Source organism: Agrobacterium sp. 22-3639C2 (genome assembly GCF_053522105.1).
Window position 1 is genome coordinate 18,005 of sequence record NZ_JBNWDB010000004.1, and the last position, 15,500, is coordinate 33,504.

General features: G+C 55.5%; 14 protein-coding genes. 10 read left to right on the plus strand and 4 right to left on the minus strand.

All coding sequences use genetic code 11. The features are described 5' to 3' along the window. Positions 1-155: 155 nt before the first annotated feature. Positions 156-476, minus strand: coding sequence for an ArsR/SmtB family transcription factor (locus ACQZ6D_RS17455; RefSeq protein ID WP_025591476.1), 321 nt, complete (start codon positions 474-476; stop codon positions 156-158). 485 nt (positions 477-961) lie between these two features. Here ACQZ6D_RS17455 and ACQZ6D_RS17460 point away from each other — a divergent pair, with 485 nt between their 5' ends. After that, on the plus strand, positions 962-1,921 hold the full coding sequence (locus ACQZ6D_RS17460) for a helix-turn-helix domain-containing protein (protein WP_448730389.1): 960 nt from the start codon (positions 962-964) through the stop codon (positions 1,919-1,921). Positions 1,922-2,335: 414 nt separating this feature from the next. Here the strand turns inward: ACQZ6D_RS17460 and rnk are convergent, their stop codons facing one another. After that, positions 2,336-2,749: a nucleoside diphosphate kinase regulator gene (rnk, locus tag ACQZ6D_RS17465; RefSeq protein ID WP_448730388.1), complete on the minus strand. Its 414-nt coding sequence runs from the start codon at positions 2,747-2,749 to the stop codon at positions 2,336-2,338. Positions 2,750-3,266: 517 nt separating this feature from the next. Between rnk and ACQZ6D_RS17470 the strand changes: the two genes are divergently transcribed. From ACQZ6D_RS17470 to ACQZ6D_RS17495, 6 genes are all read left to right on the plus strand, one after another. Beyond that, complete coding sequence (locus tag ACQZ6D_RS17470) at positions 3,267-3,692, plus strand: GreA/GreB family elongation factor (protein ID WP_025591482.1); 426 nt, start codon at positions 3,267-3,269, stop codon at positions 3,690-3,692. Positions 3,693-3,873: 181 nt separating this feature from the next. Further along, entirely contained in the window at positions 3,874-4,710 is an 837-nt protein-coding gene (locus ACQZ6D_RS17475) for a DMT family transporter (RefSeq protein WP_448730387.1), read from the plus strand. Positions 4,711-4,864: 154 nt separating this feature from the next. Further along, positions 4,865-6,214: an NADP-specific glutamate dehydrogenase gene (gene gdhA / locus ACQZ6D_RS17480; protein WP_174073271.1), complete on the plus strand. Its 1,350-nt coding sequence runs from the start codon at positions 4,865-4,867 to the stop codon at positions 6,212-6,214. A 64-nt stretch (positions 6,215-6,278) separates the two neighbouring features. After that, positions 6,279-7,151: a hypothetical protein gene (locus ACQZ6D_RS17485; protein WP_448730386.1), complete on the plus strand. Its 873-nt coding sequence runs from the start codon at positions 6,279-6,281 to the stop codon at positions 7,149-7,151. Between the two features lie 497 nt (positions 7,152-7,648). After that, the gene (locus ACQZ6D_RS17490) at positions 7,649-8,185 is read left to right on the plus strand and encodes an NUDIX hydrolase (RefSeq protein WP_448730385.1); all 537 of its coding nucleotides are present in this window, start codon (positions 7,649-7,651) and stop codon (positions 8,183-8,185) included. Between the two features lie 207 nt (positions 8,186-8,392). Beyond that, positions 8,393-8,599, plus strand: coding sequence for a hypothetical protein (locus tag ACQZ6D_RS17495; protein WP_448730384.1), 207 nt, complete (start codon positions 8,393-8,395; stop codon positions 8,597-8,599). Positions 8,600-8,939: 340 nt separating this feature from the next. On the opposite strand, the gene ACQZ6D_RS17500 is transcribed toward ACQZ6D_RS17495, so the two are convergent. After that, entirely contained in the window at positions 8,940-12,074 is a 3,135-nt protein-coding gene (locus ACQZ6D_RS17500) for a response regulator (RefSeq protein ID WP_448730406.1), read from the minus strand. A 156-nt stretch (positions 12,075-12,230) separates the two neighbouring features. Between ACQZ6D_RS17500 and ACQZ6D_RS17505 the strand changes: the two genes are divergently transcribed. Continuing rightward, the gene (locus tag ACQZ6D_RS17505) at positions 12,231-13,238 is read left to right on the plus strand and encodes a sensor histidine kinase (protein WP_448730383.1); all 1,008 of its coding nucleotides are present in this window, start codon (positions 12,231-12,233) and stop codon (positions 13,236-13,238) included. Between the two features lie 536 nt (positions 13,239-13,774). On the opposite strand, the gene ACQZ6D_RS17510 is transcribed toward ACQZ6D_RS17505, so the two are convergent. Next, positions 13,775-14,380: a J domain-containing protein gene (locus ACQZ6D_RS17510; RefSeq protein ID WP_035201472.1), complete on the minus strand. Its 606-nt coding sequence runs from the start codon at positions 14,378-14,380 to the stop codon at positions 13,775-13,777. Between the two features lie 383 nt (positions 14,381-14,763). Between ACQZ6D_RS17510 and ACQZ6D_RS17515 the strand changes: the two genes are divergently transcribed. Together ACQZ6D_RS17515 and ACQZ6D_RS17520 are read left to right on the plus strand one after the other, a co-directional pair. Next, positions 14,764-15,018, plus strand: a complete 255-nt coding sequence (locus tag ACQZ6D_RS17515; RefSeq protein ID WP_038496682.1) for a FitA-like ribbon-helix-helix domain-containing protein — start codon at positions 14,764-14,766, stop codon at positions 15,016-15,018. Next, entirely contained in the window at positions 15,015-15,434 is a 420-nt protein-coding gene (locus ACQZ6D_RS17520; RefSeq protein WP_060643034.1) for a type II toxin-antitoxin system VapC family toxin, read from the plus strand. The genes ACQZ6D_RS17515 and ACQZ6D_RS17520 overlap by 4 nt, the downstream gene beginning before the upstream one ends. Positions 15,435-15,500: the final 66 nt, after the last annotated feature.

Consider the following 15,500-nt stretch of genomic DNA (forward strand, 5'->3'; position numbering starts at 1 on the left):
TCACAGATCAGGCGACAGCGGACAATATGCGGTCGGACAACCGCTTACAATACATCAAGAAAACAGTCTAAAGCGGCGAGGAATCTTGACTGGCCAGCCAGTCCAATCCAGTGAAGCCATCCATAACGTTACCAGCTTCATGCGCCGGGGCGAATTTATCGCCCGCTTGGCGCAGCAGCCGGAGACACAGGCGGCTGCTCGCGGAAAATCGCTTCCAAAGTAGCTAAAATACGCCGCACGGCATCGGAATGGCTGAAATAGTAGATCACCTGCGCTTCACGGCGGGTTTGTACGACGTTTGCATTGCGCAGCTTGGCGAGGTGTTGCGACAAGGCTGATTGGCTGAGGCCAACCCGGTGTGCCAGCTCACCAACCGGAATTTCGGCGTCAACGAGAATCCGCAGTATTGCGAGCCTTTTCGGGTTTTCCATCGCCGCTAAAAGCTTGGAGGCCGAAATAATTGATTGCTCATCCAGACATCTCTGTATCAAATCCGTATCCAAACCACTTTATGTCGCGGACGTTTAGGCCATAATCCTTGGCTAAGCCATTCGACGTGAACCTTTTTTAGAGGTTTAGAGCCGCGACCGGTAAGGCGCCAATGTTTATAATTAAGAATAGTCGAAAACTCTCACTCTCAAAAGGCGCGTGAAGCCGATGAGCCACCTGTAAAGTGCAGGTGTGTTTCTGAGGTGCAATTTTTTTGCGACTATTGCCAGCGTGCCGGACAAATGTCCTCTGAACCGTTCACTAGACATTGAGAACGTCTTCCGCAACGCAGAGGCTGATTGCAAGCATGACTGATTACGACCGAAATGGAGCAATACCCTCGGTTGATTCCCAGATCTAAATGATGCCGCACCGTTGGTTATTATAGGGACATATGATGCCATTTCAGGTGATTTGAGTTGGTACCTAATGCGCTTTTTATCACGTCAACCTGTGTTGGGATGTGCGGGAAATGTCGGACGGTCTGTACAAAAAGCTCAAGATCTCGTCGAGAGATATTGGGGAAGTCGAAGAGTATCTGAGTGAGGCGTATGCTCCCGTCGCTGTCATGCCACTGGGCTCACACGACAACTACGGGGTCACCGGTCAACTGGCCGTAATCGATGAAGTATTCTTCGAATGGTCGGCGACGATAGGCTCGTATCGCGTTACTCCCATTGCGATGTTCGACGCTGTTCTGTTTAATTTCGCGAGCAAGGGAGCGACCGAATATGACTTCCGGGGTGAAAGGCTATCGATTGCGGCTAATCAGGTCATTGGCTACCGGCACGCCGATAGCGTGGATGTCCTTGATGGTAGCGAACATTCAACAGTCGTTATCTCAGACGCTCTATTATCAAGACGCATGTCGATATTGCTCGATCGGCCTGTGGTTCAGCCGATCGAATTTAGCAAACGCGCTCTGGATCATGGCAAACTCGAAGGGCTTCCGGCTCTTGTTCAAATGCTGAACGGTTCACCGTTACAAGGAATTGCCAGGTCATTAAATAAGCAGTCTCCGAGTATGGGTAATCTGATCGTTGACAGTTTTCTTCTAAACTATCCGAACAACTACACGCAAAAACTTGAGGCGCCTGTGCCCGTCATTGCTCCACGACAAGTCCGTCGAGCGATTGATTATATCCATGCGCACCCAGCGGCTAGAAGCTCTCCTGAACTCTTGGCGGGCCTGAGCGGGGTCAGTGTTCGTTCTTTGCAATATTCCTTTTTGAACTGCGTGGGACAAACAATAAGTGAGTATCAGCTTGCTCTGCGCCTTCAAAAAGCTCGCCACGAGATCGATCGGAATAAGGATCGGTCCGTAAAGGAGATTTCTCAGGCGTGGGGATTTGCAACCCAAAGTGCCTTCACCCAGAGCTTCAAAAAAGCATTTGGGGTCAGCCCATCTCAACACCGGAAGGGCGAACTTTAGGCGCTGGATCGTCCATGGCATTTATCCGCCTCGTTTTTCGGCGTGGCAATGGCGTTGCAGGATGTGTGACATCAGTCAAGCATAACCATCTGAGCCGCCACCTGCTCCTCGAACAACTTCGAGAAAGAGGTGATGGGTGCCGAAACGATTGCGCTTCTAGTAGCTCATTCAGATATTCAGGTGATGTTCATTTCACGTTGAAACGCAAGGCGGTATGCATGGATCGAAGCTTGCCGGCTCATTCAGGGACAGATGGCCAACCAAGCGAGTGGAAGATGAAGCTCTCTGGCATCGATTGGGATCGCAATAGTCGCGATTACTCGCGACGTTTGAATTGTGACCTCGTCAATCGGTGGATGCGGACGGTCGCCGTCAATTTGTAAACGGGTTCTCGTATCATCCGGAATGAGGGTCTTAAGAGGCGTTGACCGTTAAGTCGGCCAACACCTCAAGGACGGTCAACTTGTGTGAATGCCCGTCACGGCCCTTCCACTCGATCTGCTGTCCGGGAGAAAGACCAAGAAGAGCAGCTCCAATCGGGGTAAGCACGCTGACCATTGAGCGTTCGATGTCGGCGAGGCCGGGGTAACAAAGAGTTACCGTCCTTCTGGCTCCGCCTTCCGTCAGGTAGGATACCGTCGATCCGACCGCCACTGCGTCTGCGGGGAACTGGTCATCCTCTACGACATCAGCACGCTCAAGTTCGATAAGCAACTTCTCGGCATCGTCGAGGTCGCGCCCCGGTGCCGCGAGTGCAAGGGCGGTCAGACGAGCGTGGTCAGTCTGCCGGACGATGATGGACGGCTTTGTGTAATCGGTGGTGTTCATTTCATATGCCTCGTACCGCGGCCGAATAGCTGCGTTTTAAAAAGACTGCTTGTGGAGGGTGAGGTCGCGCAATCCCGCAGGATCAAAGCCCGGGTTCAGACGCGCGACAGCAGTCTACGTCCCGGGCTAGTATCCTTCGACGGGATACTCTCGGCAGAGGCGAAATCTATGGAAATTGCCAATTTTCAACATGGTGCCCTAATCATGGCATGCCTGAGGGGGAAGTCAAGAAGCGCCGTGAGACGCTGCCCGGTGCTTTTGATCTCGGCAAGTGCCCTTGACTTCATGGCACCTTCCATAAATGCTAGGTTGATGTTGAACGAGAGCAAAAGACGCGCAGTGAGCGCTTTCAGGGTCTGCCCCATCGCAGGATCGTAACCGGGTCCGGCCACTGTCGCCTGCCGGATCCAGAGTGGCTACGTCAACACGTTCGCCTTACCATCTGCGGCAAGTCTCTCTTCAAACAAGTCAACGCCCTTCCTCTAGCGACAGGGTTGTTGCGCAGGTCACAATAAACATGTCTTCACTCAGCCAAACCATGCCCATAATCGGGGCAACAGACTTTCACACACTTAGCCGCCTGACGCTCGTGGCCCTGACCAATGATTTCGACGTCGGCCCCGACTTGAGTGAGAAGCTGGAAAACTCCTGGGTCTTGGCAGACGAACAGGTCTCGCTCGACACGGTCTGCCTAGGATCAACTGTCTCGTATGATGTAGAGGGGCAGCAACGCCAGGTTACCCTTGTTCTCCCGAATGAAGTGCTGGCAGACGCGGGCCGCTTGTCTGTATTGACGCCTGTTGGCGTGGCGCTCTTGGGCCTTAAGCCCGGGCAGAGCGGGGAGTGGAATTCTCGCGATGGACACAGACATCAATTGACTGTCGTCCGGGTCGGCCGTGCCGGTTTACGACGAGCAGCCGCGGAAGCGCTCAGCCACCTCTGAACGCGATGATATCGACGCAAGAAAGGTCTGCAGGACCGGATGTCTGCGCTTGCTTGCGCACGTTCCTCCGCCCTTTGAATGCACCAACAACATCTGTTTCGTATGGTGCTTCAGATGTTTGGCCAACAAAAGTGGACCAAGGCTTCCCTTATCGCGGCAGCACAAGCTGTCCGGAGCAATCATGGAAAAAAACACACATTTTACTGGAATGCGGGGGCGGGCAGGTTTGGCGCAGGGACTTGGCTGGATGGTGCTGAGCATGGCGTCCTTCATAAGCATGGCTGTCGGTTCTCGCGAGCTCGCATCGACCTTGTCGATCAGACAGGTGCTGTTTTTCCGGGCTCTCGTCGGTCTCGGCGTAATTTTGCTGGTGGGACGGTCACTCCTGCCGCAGATCCGTCAGAAGAAACTGTTTCCAAGGCATCTCGCCCGAAACGTCGTTCACTTCACCGCCCAGTATTTCTGGACCATTGGCGTGGTCGCTCTCCCACTGGCCTCGGTCTTTGCACTCGAATTTACGATGCCGATCTGGGTCGCATTTTTCGCCTGGCTTTTTCTCAAGGAGCAGCTAACCGGGCCGCGGCTTCTCGCAACCCTTGGCGGTTTCATCGGTGTTCTGGTGATAGTGCGTCCAGGATTCGGCGTCGTTGATCCGGCTGCTGGTTTAGTGCTGCTGGCGGCCGCGGGCTATGGGCTTTCCTTAATTCTCGTCAAGCAGCTCACGAAAGAATGCTCACCAGCAATCATCGTGGTCTGGATGATCCTCATTCAACTGCCGCTGGGACTGCTGGCCGCGTTGACGGACTGGAGGGACGTCAGCCTGTCCGATATTCCGTGGATGATGGTTGCCGGCGTTGGTGCCTTGAGTGCGCATTACTGCCAGGCACAGGCGCTTAAGCGCCTCGATGCATCTGTCATCATGCCCATCGACTTTTTGCGTGTACCCATGGCTGCGGTCGTCGGGTTCTACGCTTACGGAGAAGGCGTAGACGCCTGGGTCGTCATCGGCGATGCATAATCCTGCTGTCGAACTTCCAGGCGATGATGTCCGAGCGAGTGAGGTCAAAGAACCCCGATGTCTGACGAGCCAAGACAGTCACCCTCGCCGGCAGTGATCAAGCTGCCTTGCCCATGCCGATCTTCCTTAAGCTATTAAAAAAACGGAGTATTTGATGGTTCACGTCGACGAAAAACTCGAACCCATTCTCAACGAAGTCTTGCGCCGAAACGCAGGAGAGTTCGAGTTCCACCAGGCCGTGCGCGAAGTCCTGGAGAGCCTTGGAAGAGTCATTGCTAAACATCCGCGTTATGCGGAAAACGCCCTCATCGAGCGGATTTGTGAACCGGAGAGGCAGATCATCTTTCGTGTACCTTGGGTGGATGACAACGGTCAGGTCCAAATCAATCGCGGATTCCGCGTGCAGTTCAACTCTGCTTTGGGTCCCTATAAGGGCGGCATTCGGTTTCATCCCTCGGTCAACGTCGGTATCATCAAGTTCCTCGGATTCGAACAGACGTTCAAGAACGCCTTGACCGGTATGCCCATCGGGGGAGGGAAGGGCGGATCCGACTTCAATCCGCGCGGACGATCTGATGGCGAAATTATGCGCTTTTGTCAGTCGTTCATGACTGAGCTTCATAGACATATTGGCGAATACACTGATGTTCCCGCTGGCGACATCGGTGTCGGCGGTCGTGAGATTGGCTATATGTTTGGCCAGTACAAGAGGCTGACCAATCGATTTGAGGCGGGAGTCCTGACCGGGAAAGCCCTGTTCTATGGCGGTTCGCGCGCTCGCAAAGAAGCGACAGGTTATGGGGCGAGCTACTTTGTGCGCAGGATGCTGGCCTCCAAGGGAATGGACTTTTCTGAAAAGCGTGTGTCGGTTTCTGGTTCGGGCAACGTTGCAATTTATACAATGGAAAAAGTAAGCGAGTTCGGCGGGAAGATTGTCGCTTGCTCAGATTCAAACGGTTATGTCGTTGATGAAAACGGGATTGATTTCGCCCTGGTCAAGGAGATCAAGGAGGTCCGCCGAGGACGCATCTCGGAATACGTGAAGCTCAAGGGGTCGGATGCTTGCTTTGTCGAGGGAGGATCAATCTGGGATGTCCCCTGTGACGTGGCTATGCCCTGTGCAACGCAGAACGAACTGACTGGTAAAGACGCAAGGACGCTCGTCAGAAACAACGTCATCGCGGTGGGAGAAGGTGCAAATATGCCGTCGACTCCCGAGGCTGTAAGGTTGTTTCAGGCGGCGGGCGTCATGTTCGCGCCTGGCAAGGCCGCTAATGCAGGAGGGGTCGCCACGTCTGCTTTGGAAATGCAACAGAACGCTTCCCGTGACAGCTGGACGTTTGAGCAAACGGAGGCGCGCCTCGCAGACATCATGAGTGCGATCCATGATGTCTGCGCGGAAACCGCCGAGGAATATGGCGCGCCGGGCGATTACGTCCTTGGTGCAAACATCGCCGGATTTGTTCGGGTCGCGGAAGCTATGGACGCGTTAGGGGTCATCTAGGCGATCACGAGCGGCGGCCCAGCTCGACTCCTGCTGTCCGGGAGGAACGCATCGGTGATGATTATTGGACCTCAAGCCAGACCGGAGCCGCTGCGCCTCAAAGCAGGAGCGTCACCCGATCGCACGCGTGCGATCGGGTCGTTCGCCAATTCAGTCGCTCCACTGGTCTTTGTTCTCTTTGTTGAGAAGAACGCGTTTTTCAGAGGTTACCACCTTGTTTCCTGCCCTGCTTGCCAAGACCAATTTTGGTCTTGATCATGCTACTCTGGCTGACGTAGCCGCTATCCTATGTGAGGACGAGGCCTGCCTTGCACCGATTGCTAACGCGGCTAACGAGACGACAGGCGAGCCACGGTGGATTGCTCTTGCTTTAATACATGCACTCTGGCGGAAGGCTGGAGTCGCCCCTCAGGTGATGTCCTCCGTCCTTAAAGCCTGGCCGGAGATAGTGGCATCGCTCGAAGCGGTTATGTGTTTCCGGGCAAATGCGGCCGCCGAAGAGAGCGATCCATTCATGTTCTATCAACCTGTCGCCGTCCACTCGATCCCCGTTGCTGGTCTCGATGAGTACATTGATCTGGTTGAGAACCGCTTCATTATTTGGAGGCGTCCCAGCATCGATCGGAAATCTCTGGGAAAAGCGTTGATCGCTGGACGCAGGTCGGACAATGATGCCGCTTATCTTGCCGCCTTAAGATCGCTGCAAGCTCGACCGACATACCAGAGCACCGGGCTTGGCTTTACCGATGGAAGCACGTTCTTCCACAACGAGTGGGGGCGCAACCTAGCTGAGCAGGCGCTCGAATCGTCAGTGCGGTGCAATGACCGGTCAGGTCTTGTGTTCGATAACAGCTACGTCTGCAAAACCTCCATCAATGTCTCGATCGTCGTCCGCGCGTTCAAGCGAAAAGCTCTGGGTCTGACAGTAAGGCCATAAAGTGACGCAGAGCTTCTTGCCGCTGAGTGGATGTCACGAGGTTCGTTCACGTACGATTTGGCGCGAATGGTCCGACATCATTCCTATCGTGCGGCAAAAGGTCACCTTGCCGTCAACGCGATCCTTGCCCAGATAAGCATCATGAAAACGACCATGAAATCCCTATTTTTCAGGCTTACTGATCAGGCACATTCCCTAACCCGGAGCTGGCAGCACTGAACCTTTAACGCCGCCATAGACCCAGCCGCTCCGGGAACCACGCAATTGAAAGTGCGGTTGGTATGCGTCGCTCGCGCGACGTAGCCATGGAGCGTTTTAATGTCCCACCCTCGCCCCCTTCCAGTCTGTCCTGCCTGCAACCGTCAACTGCCGGGTGCCGCGGCCCGGTGCCCTTGGTGTGAAACCTCTGTTCCACTGAGAGCCGCACGCAAGCCTCATAGCTGCAAGCGCAACGAGTTCCGGCTGCCCTTTCGCTGGCTTGCGGAGACCGCAGGACAATGACACGCGCTACGACAGCAAGCCGGATCGTCTCGTCACCTGATGACAGAGGTCAGTTGCAGCAGGTCGGAGTACTTCCCTGGCGGATCGGGCGCGACGGCGAGCGCAAGGTGCTGCTTGTCACGGACCGTGAGCGCGAGCGCTGGATCGTGCCCAATGGCCCGCTCGTTAAAGCATGTCCGCCCCTCGTCATGGCCTCGCAACATGCGTTCAAGGTGGCAGGAATTATTGGCGACATGTCCCCGGCTCCGGTAATGACGCACAGATATATCGAGACCCTCAACGATGGGCCTCAGCTTGTCTGCTGTGTCGCGATATTTGGTATGAACGTGCGTGGCACTTTGACCCACTGGCGCGAAAAAGCGCACCGAAAAAGACGATGGTTTTCTCCACAAGCGGCGGCGGACAGGCTGGGTGATATCGCGCTTGCCGATTTTGTACGGAAGCTCGATGCAGAGCCGGGGTGCTGGCATGCCCGCCGTCACTCTGGCCGCCTGATCCTGGGGTTGAGCGAGCGGCAAGGTTCTGGTGTCTGACATGCCGACGATGGAGCTAACGGGTTTCGCGCTCACCATGCGTTACGTCTTTCCTATCCGAAGGGTTAGTGCCGGACGCTGATTGCCTGGCGCCAATAGTTGCGACCGCGACATTGGCGTCAGGTTTCTCGCAACCCGACACGAAAACTGCGGAGCAAATCTGGCCGCCTGTGCCATGGCATTGCCCGCATTCGGAAAGAAGCAGTCATGACTTTCAGATATATGCACACCCTTCCTATCAGCGGCCCCAACAAGTTGCCTCGTTTCAGGCGGTGGGCTGCCGAAAATATTCCCGGCATTGCCGTCTCTCTGCCGCCCCAGGTACCGGTTAAGAGCGAAGCTCTAACGGTGCGATTGAAATCGGTTGAGGATCGCAACACGCTGATCGCGAAACTGGAGGGCGTCAGCCTCTAGTGATCTCGTGCCCCGCGGCGTACGGCTGATCCGGATCGAGCTGGTGGTGTTCTTTGCCGCGCGGTTCTTGTCGGTCGAGCTATGCCTTACGCCGCGCGGGCGTCGACTTTGGATAAGAACCGAAAGGCGCATTAACCGGCGAAGAGTGCCGTGGCCTCGCTCGCCCAGGGGCATCGAGGTATCTCCACAGATCCAGTCCCACAATCGTGATGACCCGGCGGTCAACAGCGCAGGTGGGACTGGATACTCAACCTTGCGCAAGTGGCAGGCTGCCATCGCCAAACAGCGCGATGGCAAACGTGGTTATACCCGTGCGCGAGCCATGCCAGCCAAATTGCGGTCACAAGGTCCGATCGGCCTTACCCAACACCTGTCGCAGCCCATCGATACTGAAAGGCTTGGATAATTGCTGCGCATCGGAAATGCCCGAGGCTGTCTTGGCGTTGTCGTCACCGCTTGCGAAAACGATCCGCACGTTTGGCCAGCGTTCCCTTACGTGCCTTGCAAGTTCGATCCCGGACATGCCGGGCAGACCGACATCTGTCAGCAACATGTCGATCCTGTTGGTCTCAAGGACGCTGAGGGCATCTTCCGCTGAGTTAGCCTCGTGCACCGTGTGACCAAGCTCCTCTACCATGTCGACCGTCGACATCAGGATAAGCGGCTCATCCTCAACGATAAGGACATGCGGTTTTGCAGACACCGTTGGGCGGCTATCAAGCGGCTCCTGCTCGGGTGCAGGCGCGGGCTCCTGGCGCTCCATCCGTTGCAAGGCAATCCTGTGTTGCTGCGCGTTGTTCAGGACGTGGCGGACTTTGCGGGCCAGTGCCTCACGCGTGTAGGGTTTGGATAGCAACTCGACACCAGCGTCCAACCGGCCGCCGTGGACGATCGAATTTTCGGTGTAGCCTGAGGTAAATAACACGGCCATGCCAGGGAACTGAGCCTTGGCCTTCCTCGCAAGATCTGTGCTGCGCATCGGGCCCGGCATCACGACGTCCGTGAACAGCAGGTCGATCTGAACGCCACTGCTGACGACGGCGAATGCGGACTGTGCGTCTCTTGCTTGGAGGACGCGGTAACCAAGGTCCGTCAGCAGCGCCACCGATGTTTCCCTAACGCCGTCATCGTCTTCCACCACGAGAACAGTTTCAGTGCCACCCGTCACCGCAATGGCCTCTGGATCACTCAGGCTGTCTTCGACCTGCACCGTGCGCGGCATATAGAGTTTCATGGTCGTCCCATGCCCGACCTCGCTGTAGATTTTGAGGTGGCCGCCGGACTGCTTAAGAAAGCCGTAAACCATCGACAAACCGAGGCCGCTTCCCTTCCCGTCCGTTTTCGTGCTGAAGAACGGTTCCAGGACATGTTCGATGATATCCGGCGATATTCCTGACCCCGTATCGGTCACTGCAACGAGTACATATTGTCCGGGACGGACATCGTCGTGCGAACGGGCGTAATTGTCGTCGAGAACCGCATTTCCGGTCTCGATTGTCAATCGTCCGCGGCCTTCCATCGCGTCCCTCGAATTGATTGCCAGGTTCAGTATGGCGTTCTCCAACTGACTCGGATCGATCAGCGTATTCCATAACCCGCCGGAGACAACGGTTTCGAGTTCTATCTCTTCGCCCAGTGCCCGGCGCAGCATATCGTCCATATTCTGGATGAGTTTTCGAACATTGACGACTTTGGGCTCGAGCGGCTGACGGCGGCCGAAGGCCAAAAGCTGCGATGCCAGCTTTGCGCCGCGGGCAACGCCGGCCAAGGCATTATGCAGGCGTTGTTCTGCCCGCCTGTTGCCGTCGATATCTTTGGAGAGAAGCTGCAAGTTGCCGCTCACGACCTGGAGAAGATTGTTGAAGTCGTGCGCCACGCCGCCTGTGAGGTTACCCAGCGCTTCCATCTTTTGCGCCTGCCTCAACGCGATCTGCGCGGTTTCGCGCTCGACAGTTTCTTTCTCTAGCTTCAGAAGCGCAGTTCTCAGTTCAATAGTGCGCTGCTCGACTTTTTCCTCAAGGGTGTGGTTAAGGCTCTGAAGCTGATCCTCAGCACGCTTCTGGTCCGTGACATCGAAGCCATCAACGAAAATCCCGGTCACTGATCCGTTAAGATCAAAAATTGGCTGGTAGATCAGATGTACGAAGCGCTGATCCGGCTGCTCCTTGCCATCCCGTTCCAGGAAAACAGGCACATAACGACCTATATACGGCGTGCCCGATCGAAAAACACCGTCGAGCAATTCGAAGAAACCTTGCCCGGCAATCTCGGGCAGCGCCTCTCTGACACTGAGGCCAAGGAGCTCGCGATGCCCGACAAGTTGATTATAGGCATCGTTGACCAGCTCGAACGTGTGTTCAGGCCCGCTGAGGATGCACATGAAACTTGGGGCTTGCTGGAACAGGGCGCGCATCCGATCTCGCTCCGCGGTCCGAAGTTCCACTTCTGAGGAGAGTTGACGATTGAGCTGCTCGAGTGCCAACGCTGCTTTTTCCCGGATCTCAGCAGCCTCCGCAAGCGCCGCTGCCCGTCGACGTTCTGTTTCGAACGCTTCGGCGCTCGCCAAGCGCGAGGTGATCTGGCCGGCAATCAATTTAAGGAAATCCAGATAATCGTCGCTGACCGCCCGATGCGGATTGAGCCCGGTGATCATTACCCCCTTGGCTTGGTCGCTGGCTTGTCCGACCAAGGGAATGACCGCAGCCTGAGATGGCGCTCTTTGCCAGGGCCCCGACGGAATGACGTTTGTGGCCGACAACTTTATCAGATCCATGGCCTGTTCTTGCCAGGCGCGTTCAAGGTTCCAGATGCCCACACCACGGTTCATTGTTACCGGCAATAAAGTGTCGTCTTCAGCTGTGCCGCAAACCCACCGGCGCATCGCATTGCCGTTCTCGTCAAAAACGTAAAGTGCGCAGAAGGGAAGATCCTGAGGGTTGTCGTTAAGCGCTTTGCGTGAAGCGTTGAAGACTTCGACCTCGGTGTCGGCCACGGCAAGGCCAGACGCCAGGGTGCGCATAGTTGCCAGGCGGCGTTCACTGATGACCCGCTCGGTTTCTTCCGTGACCGCGCAGAAGACGCCCTCGACCTTGCCACTGTCTCCGATCAGCGGACTGTAAGAGAAGGTATGGTACGTTTCTTCCGGATACCCGTCGCGTTCGAGAAGCAAGAGCAGCGCGCGGTCCCAGGTTGCCTCTCCGCTTGAATAAACGGTTTCCAAGCGCCCTTTGATATCATTCCAGATTTCAGACCATAATATCTTTGTCGGCACAGCAAGTGCGTTGGGGTGCTTATTTCCCAAGGTCGGCCTATAGGCATCGTTATAGAAAAAGGCGATGTCTGGACCCCAGCCAAGCCACATTTCAAATTTTGAGGTGAGCAACAGCCGAATTGCGACCTTCAGCGCTTCGGGCCACTCGTCCGGACAACCAAGTGTACTATCCGTCCAATCATGGCGCCGCATCATCTGCGCCATCTCTCCATCGCCAACAAATATGTCCCGATACCGGTCCGAAATTAATGCCATTCCACTTCCATCCCAATAAAGCACATCCTACGTAGAACATTGATAACGCTTCGCTGGCCAGCTAGTTCTAGATCGATACCAGCTTTTGTATGGGGTGGGAGAAATTTGAAATTGAGCAAAGGCACATCACAACCTGAATGGAGTACAGCCGAGCTCAGGCGTGCTATCCAGTCGGCCGGGGTCGCGCTCTGGGCCTGGATCGTTGATGACGACACGTTTGTGATGGATGCCAAGGCTTACGAACTCTGGGACATTTGCGGCGAGGTAGACCTCACTTTCGAGCATCTTTCCGCCAAGGTGCATCCCGCCGACCGAGACCGCGTCAGGGCGGCGTTCGTCGCAACCCGCGCCATCGACGGCCCGTTTGAAATTGATTTCCGCATTCTCACGAACGCCTCCGACGTTCGTTGGATTTCCGCTCGGGGCCAGGGCAACGAGGGAGACGCTGCAACCGAAAAAATGACAGGCATCTTTCTTGACGTCACGGGCCGCAAGCAGGCGGAGGAAGGGCATGAACTCCTTGCCGGCGAGATGAGCCATCGCGTCAAGAATATTCTGGCTCTGGCCTCTGGATTAACAAATATCACCTCGCGGACGACCGAGACAAAAGAGGAAATGGCAAAGCAGTTGACTGAGCGACTGGCGGCCCTCGGCAGGGCCCACGAACTGGTGCGCCCGCTCCCCGATGGCCAGGGGAGATCGGCATTGCTCGGTGACCTCTTTGCTGTGCTGCTTGCCCCTTACGACGACGTCGGAGCTTTTGCAGGTCGCATCCGCGTTGCTGTGCCGCGGATGGGATTAGGAGAAAAGGCCGCAACCAGCCTGGCACTCGTGATACACGAGTTGGCAACGAATTCGCTCAAATATGGTGCCTTGTCGAATAATGCGGGATTGCTCGACATATCCGGTTCTGTAATCGAAGACGAGGTCGAGATCGTCTGGAGCGAACACGGAGGCGACCCTGCCCAGTCGCCCAGATCGTCAGACGGTTACGGCAGTAAGATGTTGCACAGGACAGTCTCTGGACAACTCGGTGGATCAATCGACTATAACTGGGGAGAGGGCGGCGTCGTTGTAACGCTAAGGATGAAAGAAAGCCATCTTTCTGGATAAATGATCGGGGACCGAGAGTTGGCCCTCAAGCACCCGGCGTGCCGAGACAAAAGCCGAAGTCCCGACCACCGACAGGCTGGGCGCCCTTGCGGGGAAGCATCGACGCGCGCTCCACCAAAACTGATGGAGCCTCACCGTTCTGCGGGACTGAATATGGGCAATCAGAGTGTCGCACGGTTGCGTAGTGACAACATGGACATCGGTATCCCTGTGTCTTTCGGCCATTTAAGTGGTGATGACGGCCATTCTCCTCAAGGCAGAGTTTGTCCAATCGCCTATCTCGGTGTCTTCGCTTTTGCGGTCGAATAGCGACAAACACAAACCATGCCGACGACCCACTACCCAGAGCGATGTCGTGCAACGGAGCACGTGTCTGCTCGCAGCTCCTGGGCGAATGACGGAGACGCTCCTTGAATGCATTTAAGAAATTTTGGCTTGGATTGAGGTCCGAGTGATCATCTCATCTATGCGTTGGAGCGGGTCAGTGGCTCGGGTCCCTTGAAGGCAGAGATCTTAGGCCCCTTTTCAAACAGGCTTTAGCAAAAACCGTTCAATTTAAGGATTCGATACGCTTCGATTGAGCTTCGAAGTGCATCCTCAGAATTGCGGTCTCCGTCATTGGCGTCGGGATGGTGCATTTTGAGCCTCTCCTTATAGCGGCTCTTGATTTCTTGGGATGTCGCCTGGGAAGAAAGGCCGAGTGTTTCGAAAGCTTTGGCTTCCAGTACCTTGAGCTTTCTCTGTTGGGCGCCGATCCGGGTTTGCCCTTGCCGATCGGCTTTGCGAGCATTTAGCGTTTTTGCCGAGCCTGAACGAACTGAAGACGGTAACGGAGTTTCAGTCGCCGCGCTCACCCTCTTTCCCCAGGTCGGGCGCGCACCCGTCGTCGCTTCTTTTTGGTAACGGGCGACGTCGGCATTGGAGGGTGGTGTCGTAAAACTATAACCCTTGTTGTAGTCAGTCACATGCTCAAGGCAGAATAAGAGGTAAAGACCTTCTGCACCCGATCCCACCGGCGCGCGGTGAGTACCGCTCTTTTCACACCCGTCCCATTGGCATTTTGGGCCTGTGGCTTGGCTGGGCGATGGCGAGCGTTTGCGAGCGGATCGAAGACCTACGAATATTTTCGAATCATGCGTCATTAGAACTATATGGACGCGGAAGACCCCTAGGGCAACATCAGACACGTCCAATCTCGATCACACGGACAGCATGCGCGATAGCCAGCCTCACCGGGGGAAGCACTGTTTTCTTGGAAATTGGCCATTTGGAAATGGCCAGTATGGAAAATTTCGGGTCATGCTCATGTCTCGCTGAAAACCCCGCCCGCTCGACAATCATTCTCGCAAGGCGTGCATAGATCTTCCCGAGAAGACGATAGCTCGTGGTTGCGGTATTCTCGACGGATTGTCGGCCGCGAAATGGAAAAACGGGTCAAATCCTGCTGAAACTCAATACTCTTGAATTTTAGCATCATTCTTGGTATTTTGATATCAAAGAGATCATTTTTCCAAGGATGATATCAATGCCGGCAGTCACCATTCGTAACCTTTCTGAAGAAACACATCGCGCTCTGAGGGTGCGAGCGGCTCATCATGGCCGGAGCACGGAGGCCGAGATTCGTGACATTATTGAAGCGGCTGTTCGTCCTCCGGAACGTATTCAGCTCGGGTCGTTGCTAGCGGCCATTGGTCGCGACGCCGAGCTTTCCAACAGCGACGTTGAAGCTCTTCAGAAAAGTCGCGACAAGACACCTGCTAAGCCGATGACCTTCGAATGATCTTGCTTGACACCAACGTCATATCCGAACCTTGGAAACCGGTTCCGGACGAGGCGGTGATTGCCTGGTTGGACGCCCAAGCTGTCGAAACGCTGTTCATCTCCGCAATAACGATTACGGAACTTCGCTTCGGAATTGCTGCTATGCCTTCAGGCAGACGGCAAACTATCCTCCGCGACCGTCTCGAGGGCGAGGTGCTGCCACACTTTTCCGGCCGCATCCTGTCCTTCGATCTGACTACTTCTCAGTTCTACTCTGAACTGATGGCACGCGCTCGAGCGTCTGGGAAAGCAATCGGCACGGCCGATGGCTACATTGCCGCCACAGCGGCAGCAAATGGCCTCACGATCTCAACTCGCGATACAAGCCCTTTCGAGGCTGCCGGGGTGAAAGTGATCAACCCCTGGTCCAGATAACCACAATGTTCGTCTGGGCGTGACGCAAGGCATTGTTTGTTCATCGCAACCGAGCCGGTTAGGCGC

What these genes read in the sequence shown, in the direction of transcription:
- ACQZ6D_RS17460 (WP_448730389.1), top strand. Translation starts at nt 962, where the DNA reads ATGTCGGACGGTCTGTACAAAAAGCTCAAGATCTCGTCGAGAGATATT.
- rnk (WP_448730388.1), bottom strand. Translation starts at nt 2,749, where the DNA reads ATGAACACCACCGATTACACAAAGCCGTCCATCATCGTCCGGCAGACT.
- ACQZ6D_RS17470 (WP_025591482.1), top strand. Translation starts at nt 3,267, where the DNA reads ATGTCTTCACTCAGCCAAACCATGCCCATAATCGGGGCAACAGACTTT.
- ACQZ6D_RS17475 (WP_448730387.1), top strand. Translation starts at nt 3,874, where the DNA reads ATGGAAAAAAACACACATTTTACTGGAATGCGGGGGCGGGCAGGTTTG.
- gdhA (WP_174073271.1), top strand. Translation starts at nt 4,865, where the DNA reads ATGGTTCACGTCGACGAAAAACTCGAACCCATTCTCAACGAAGTCTTG.
- ACQZ6D_RS17490 (WP_448730385.1), top strand. Translation starts at nt 7,649, where the DNA reads ATGACACGCGCTACGACAGCAAGCCGGATCGTCTCGTCACCTGATGAC.
- ACQZ6D_RS17495 (WP_448730384.1), top strand. Translation starts at nt 8,393, where the DNA reads ATGACTTTCAGATATATGCACACCCTTCCTATCAGCGGCCCCAACAAG.
- ACQZ6D_RS17500 (WP_448730406.1), bottom strand. Translation starts at nt 12,074, where the DNA reads ATGGCGCAGATGATGCGGCGCCATGATTGGACGGATAGTACACTTGGT.
- ACQZ6D_RS17510 (WP_035201472.1), bottom strand. Translation starts at nt 14,380, where the DNA reads ATGACGCATGATTCGAAAATATTCGTAGGTCTTCGATCCGCTCGCAAA.
- ACQZ6D_RS17515 (WP_038496682.1), top strand. Translation starts at nt 14,764, where the DNA reads ATGCCGGCAGTCACCATTCGTAACCTTTCTGAAGAAACACATCGCGCT.
- ACQZ6D_RS17520 (WP_060643034.1), top strand. Translation starts at nt 15,015, where the DNA reads ATGATCTTGCTTGACACCAACGTCATATCCGAACCTTGGAAACCGGTT.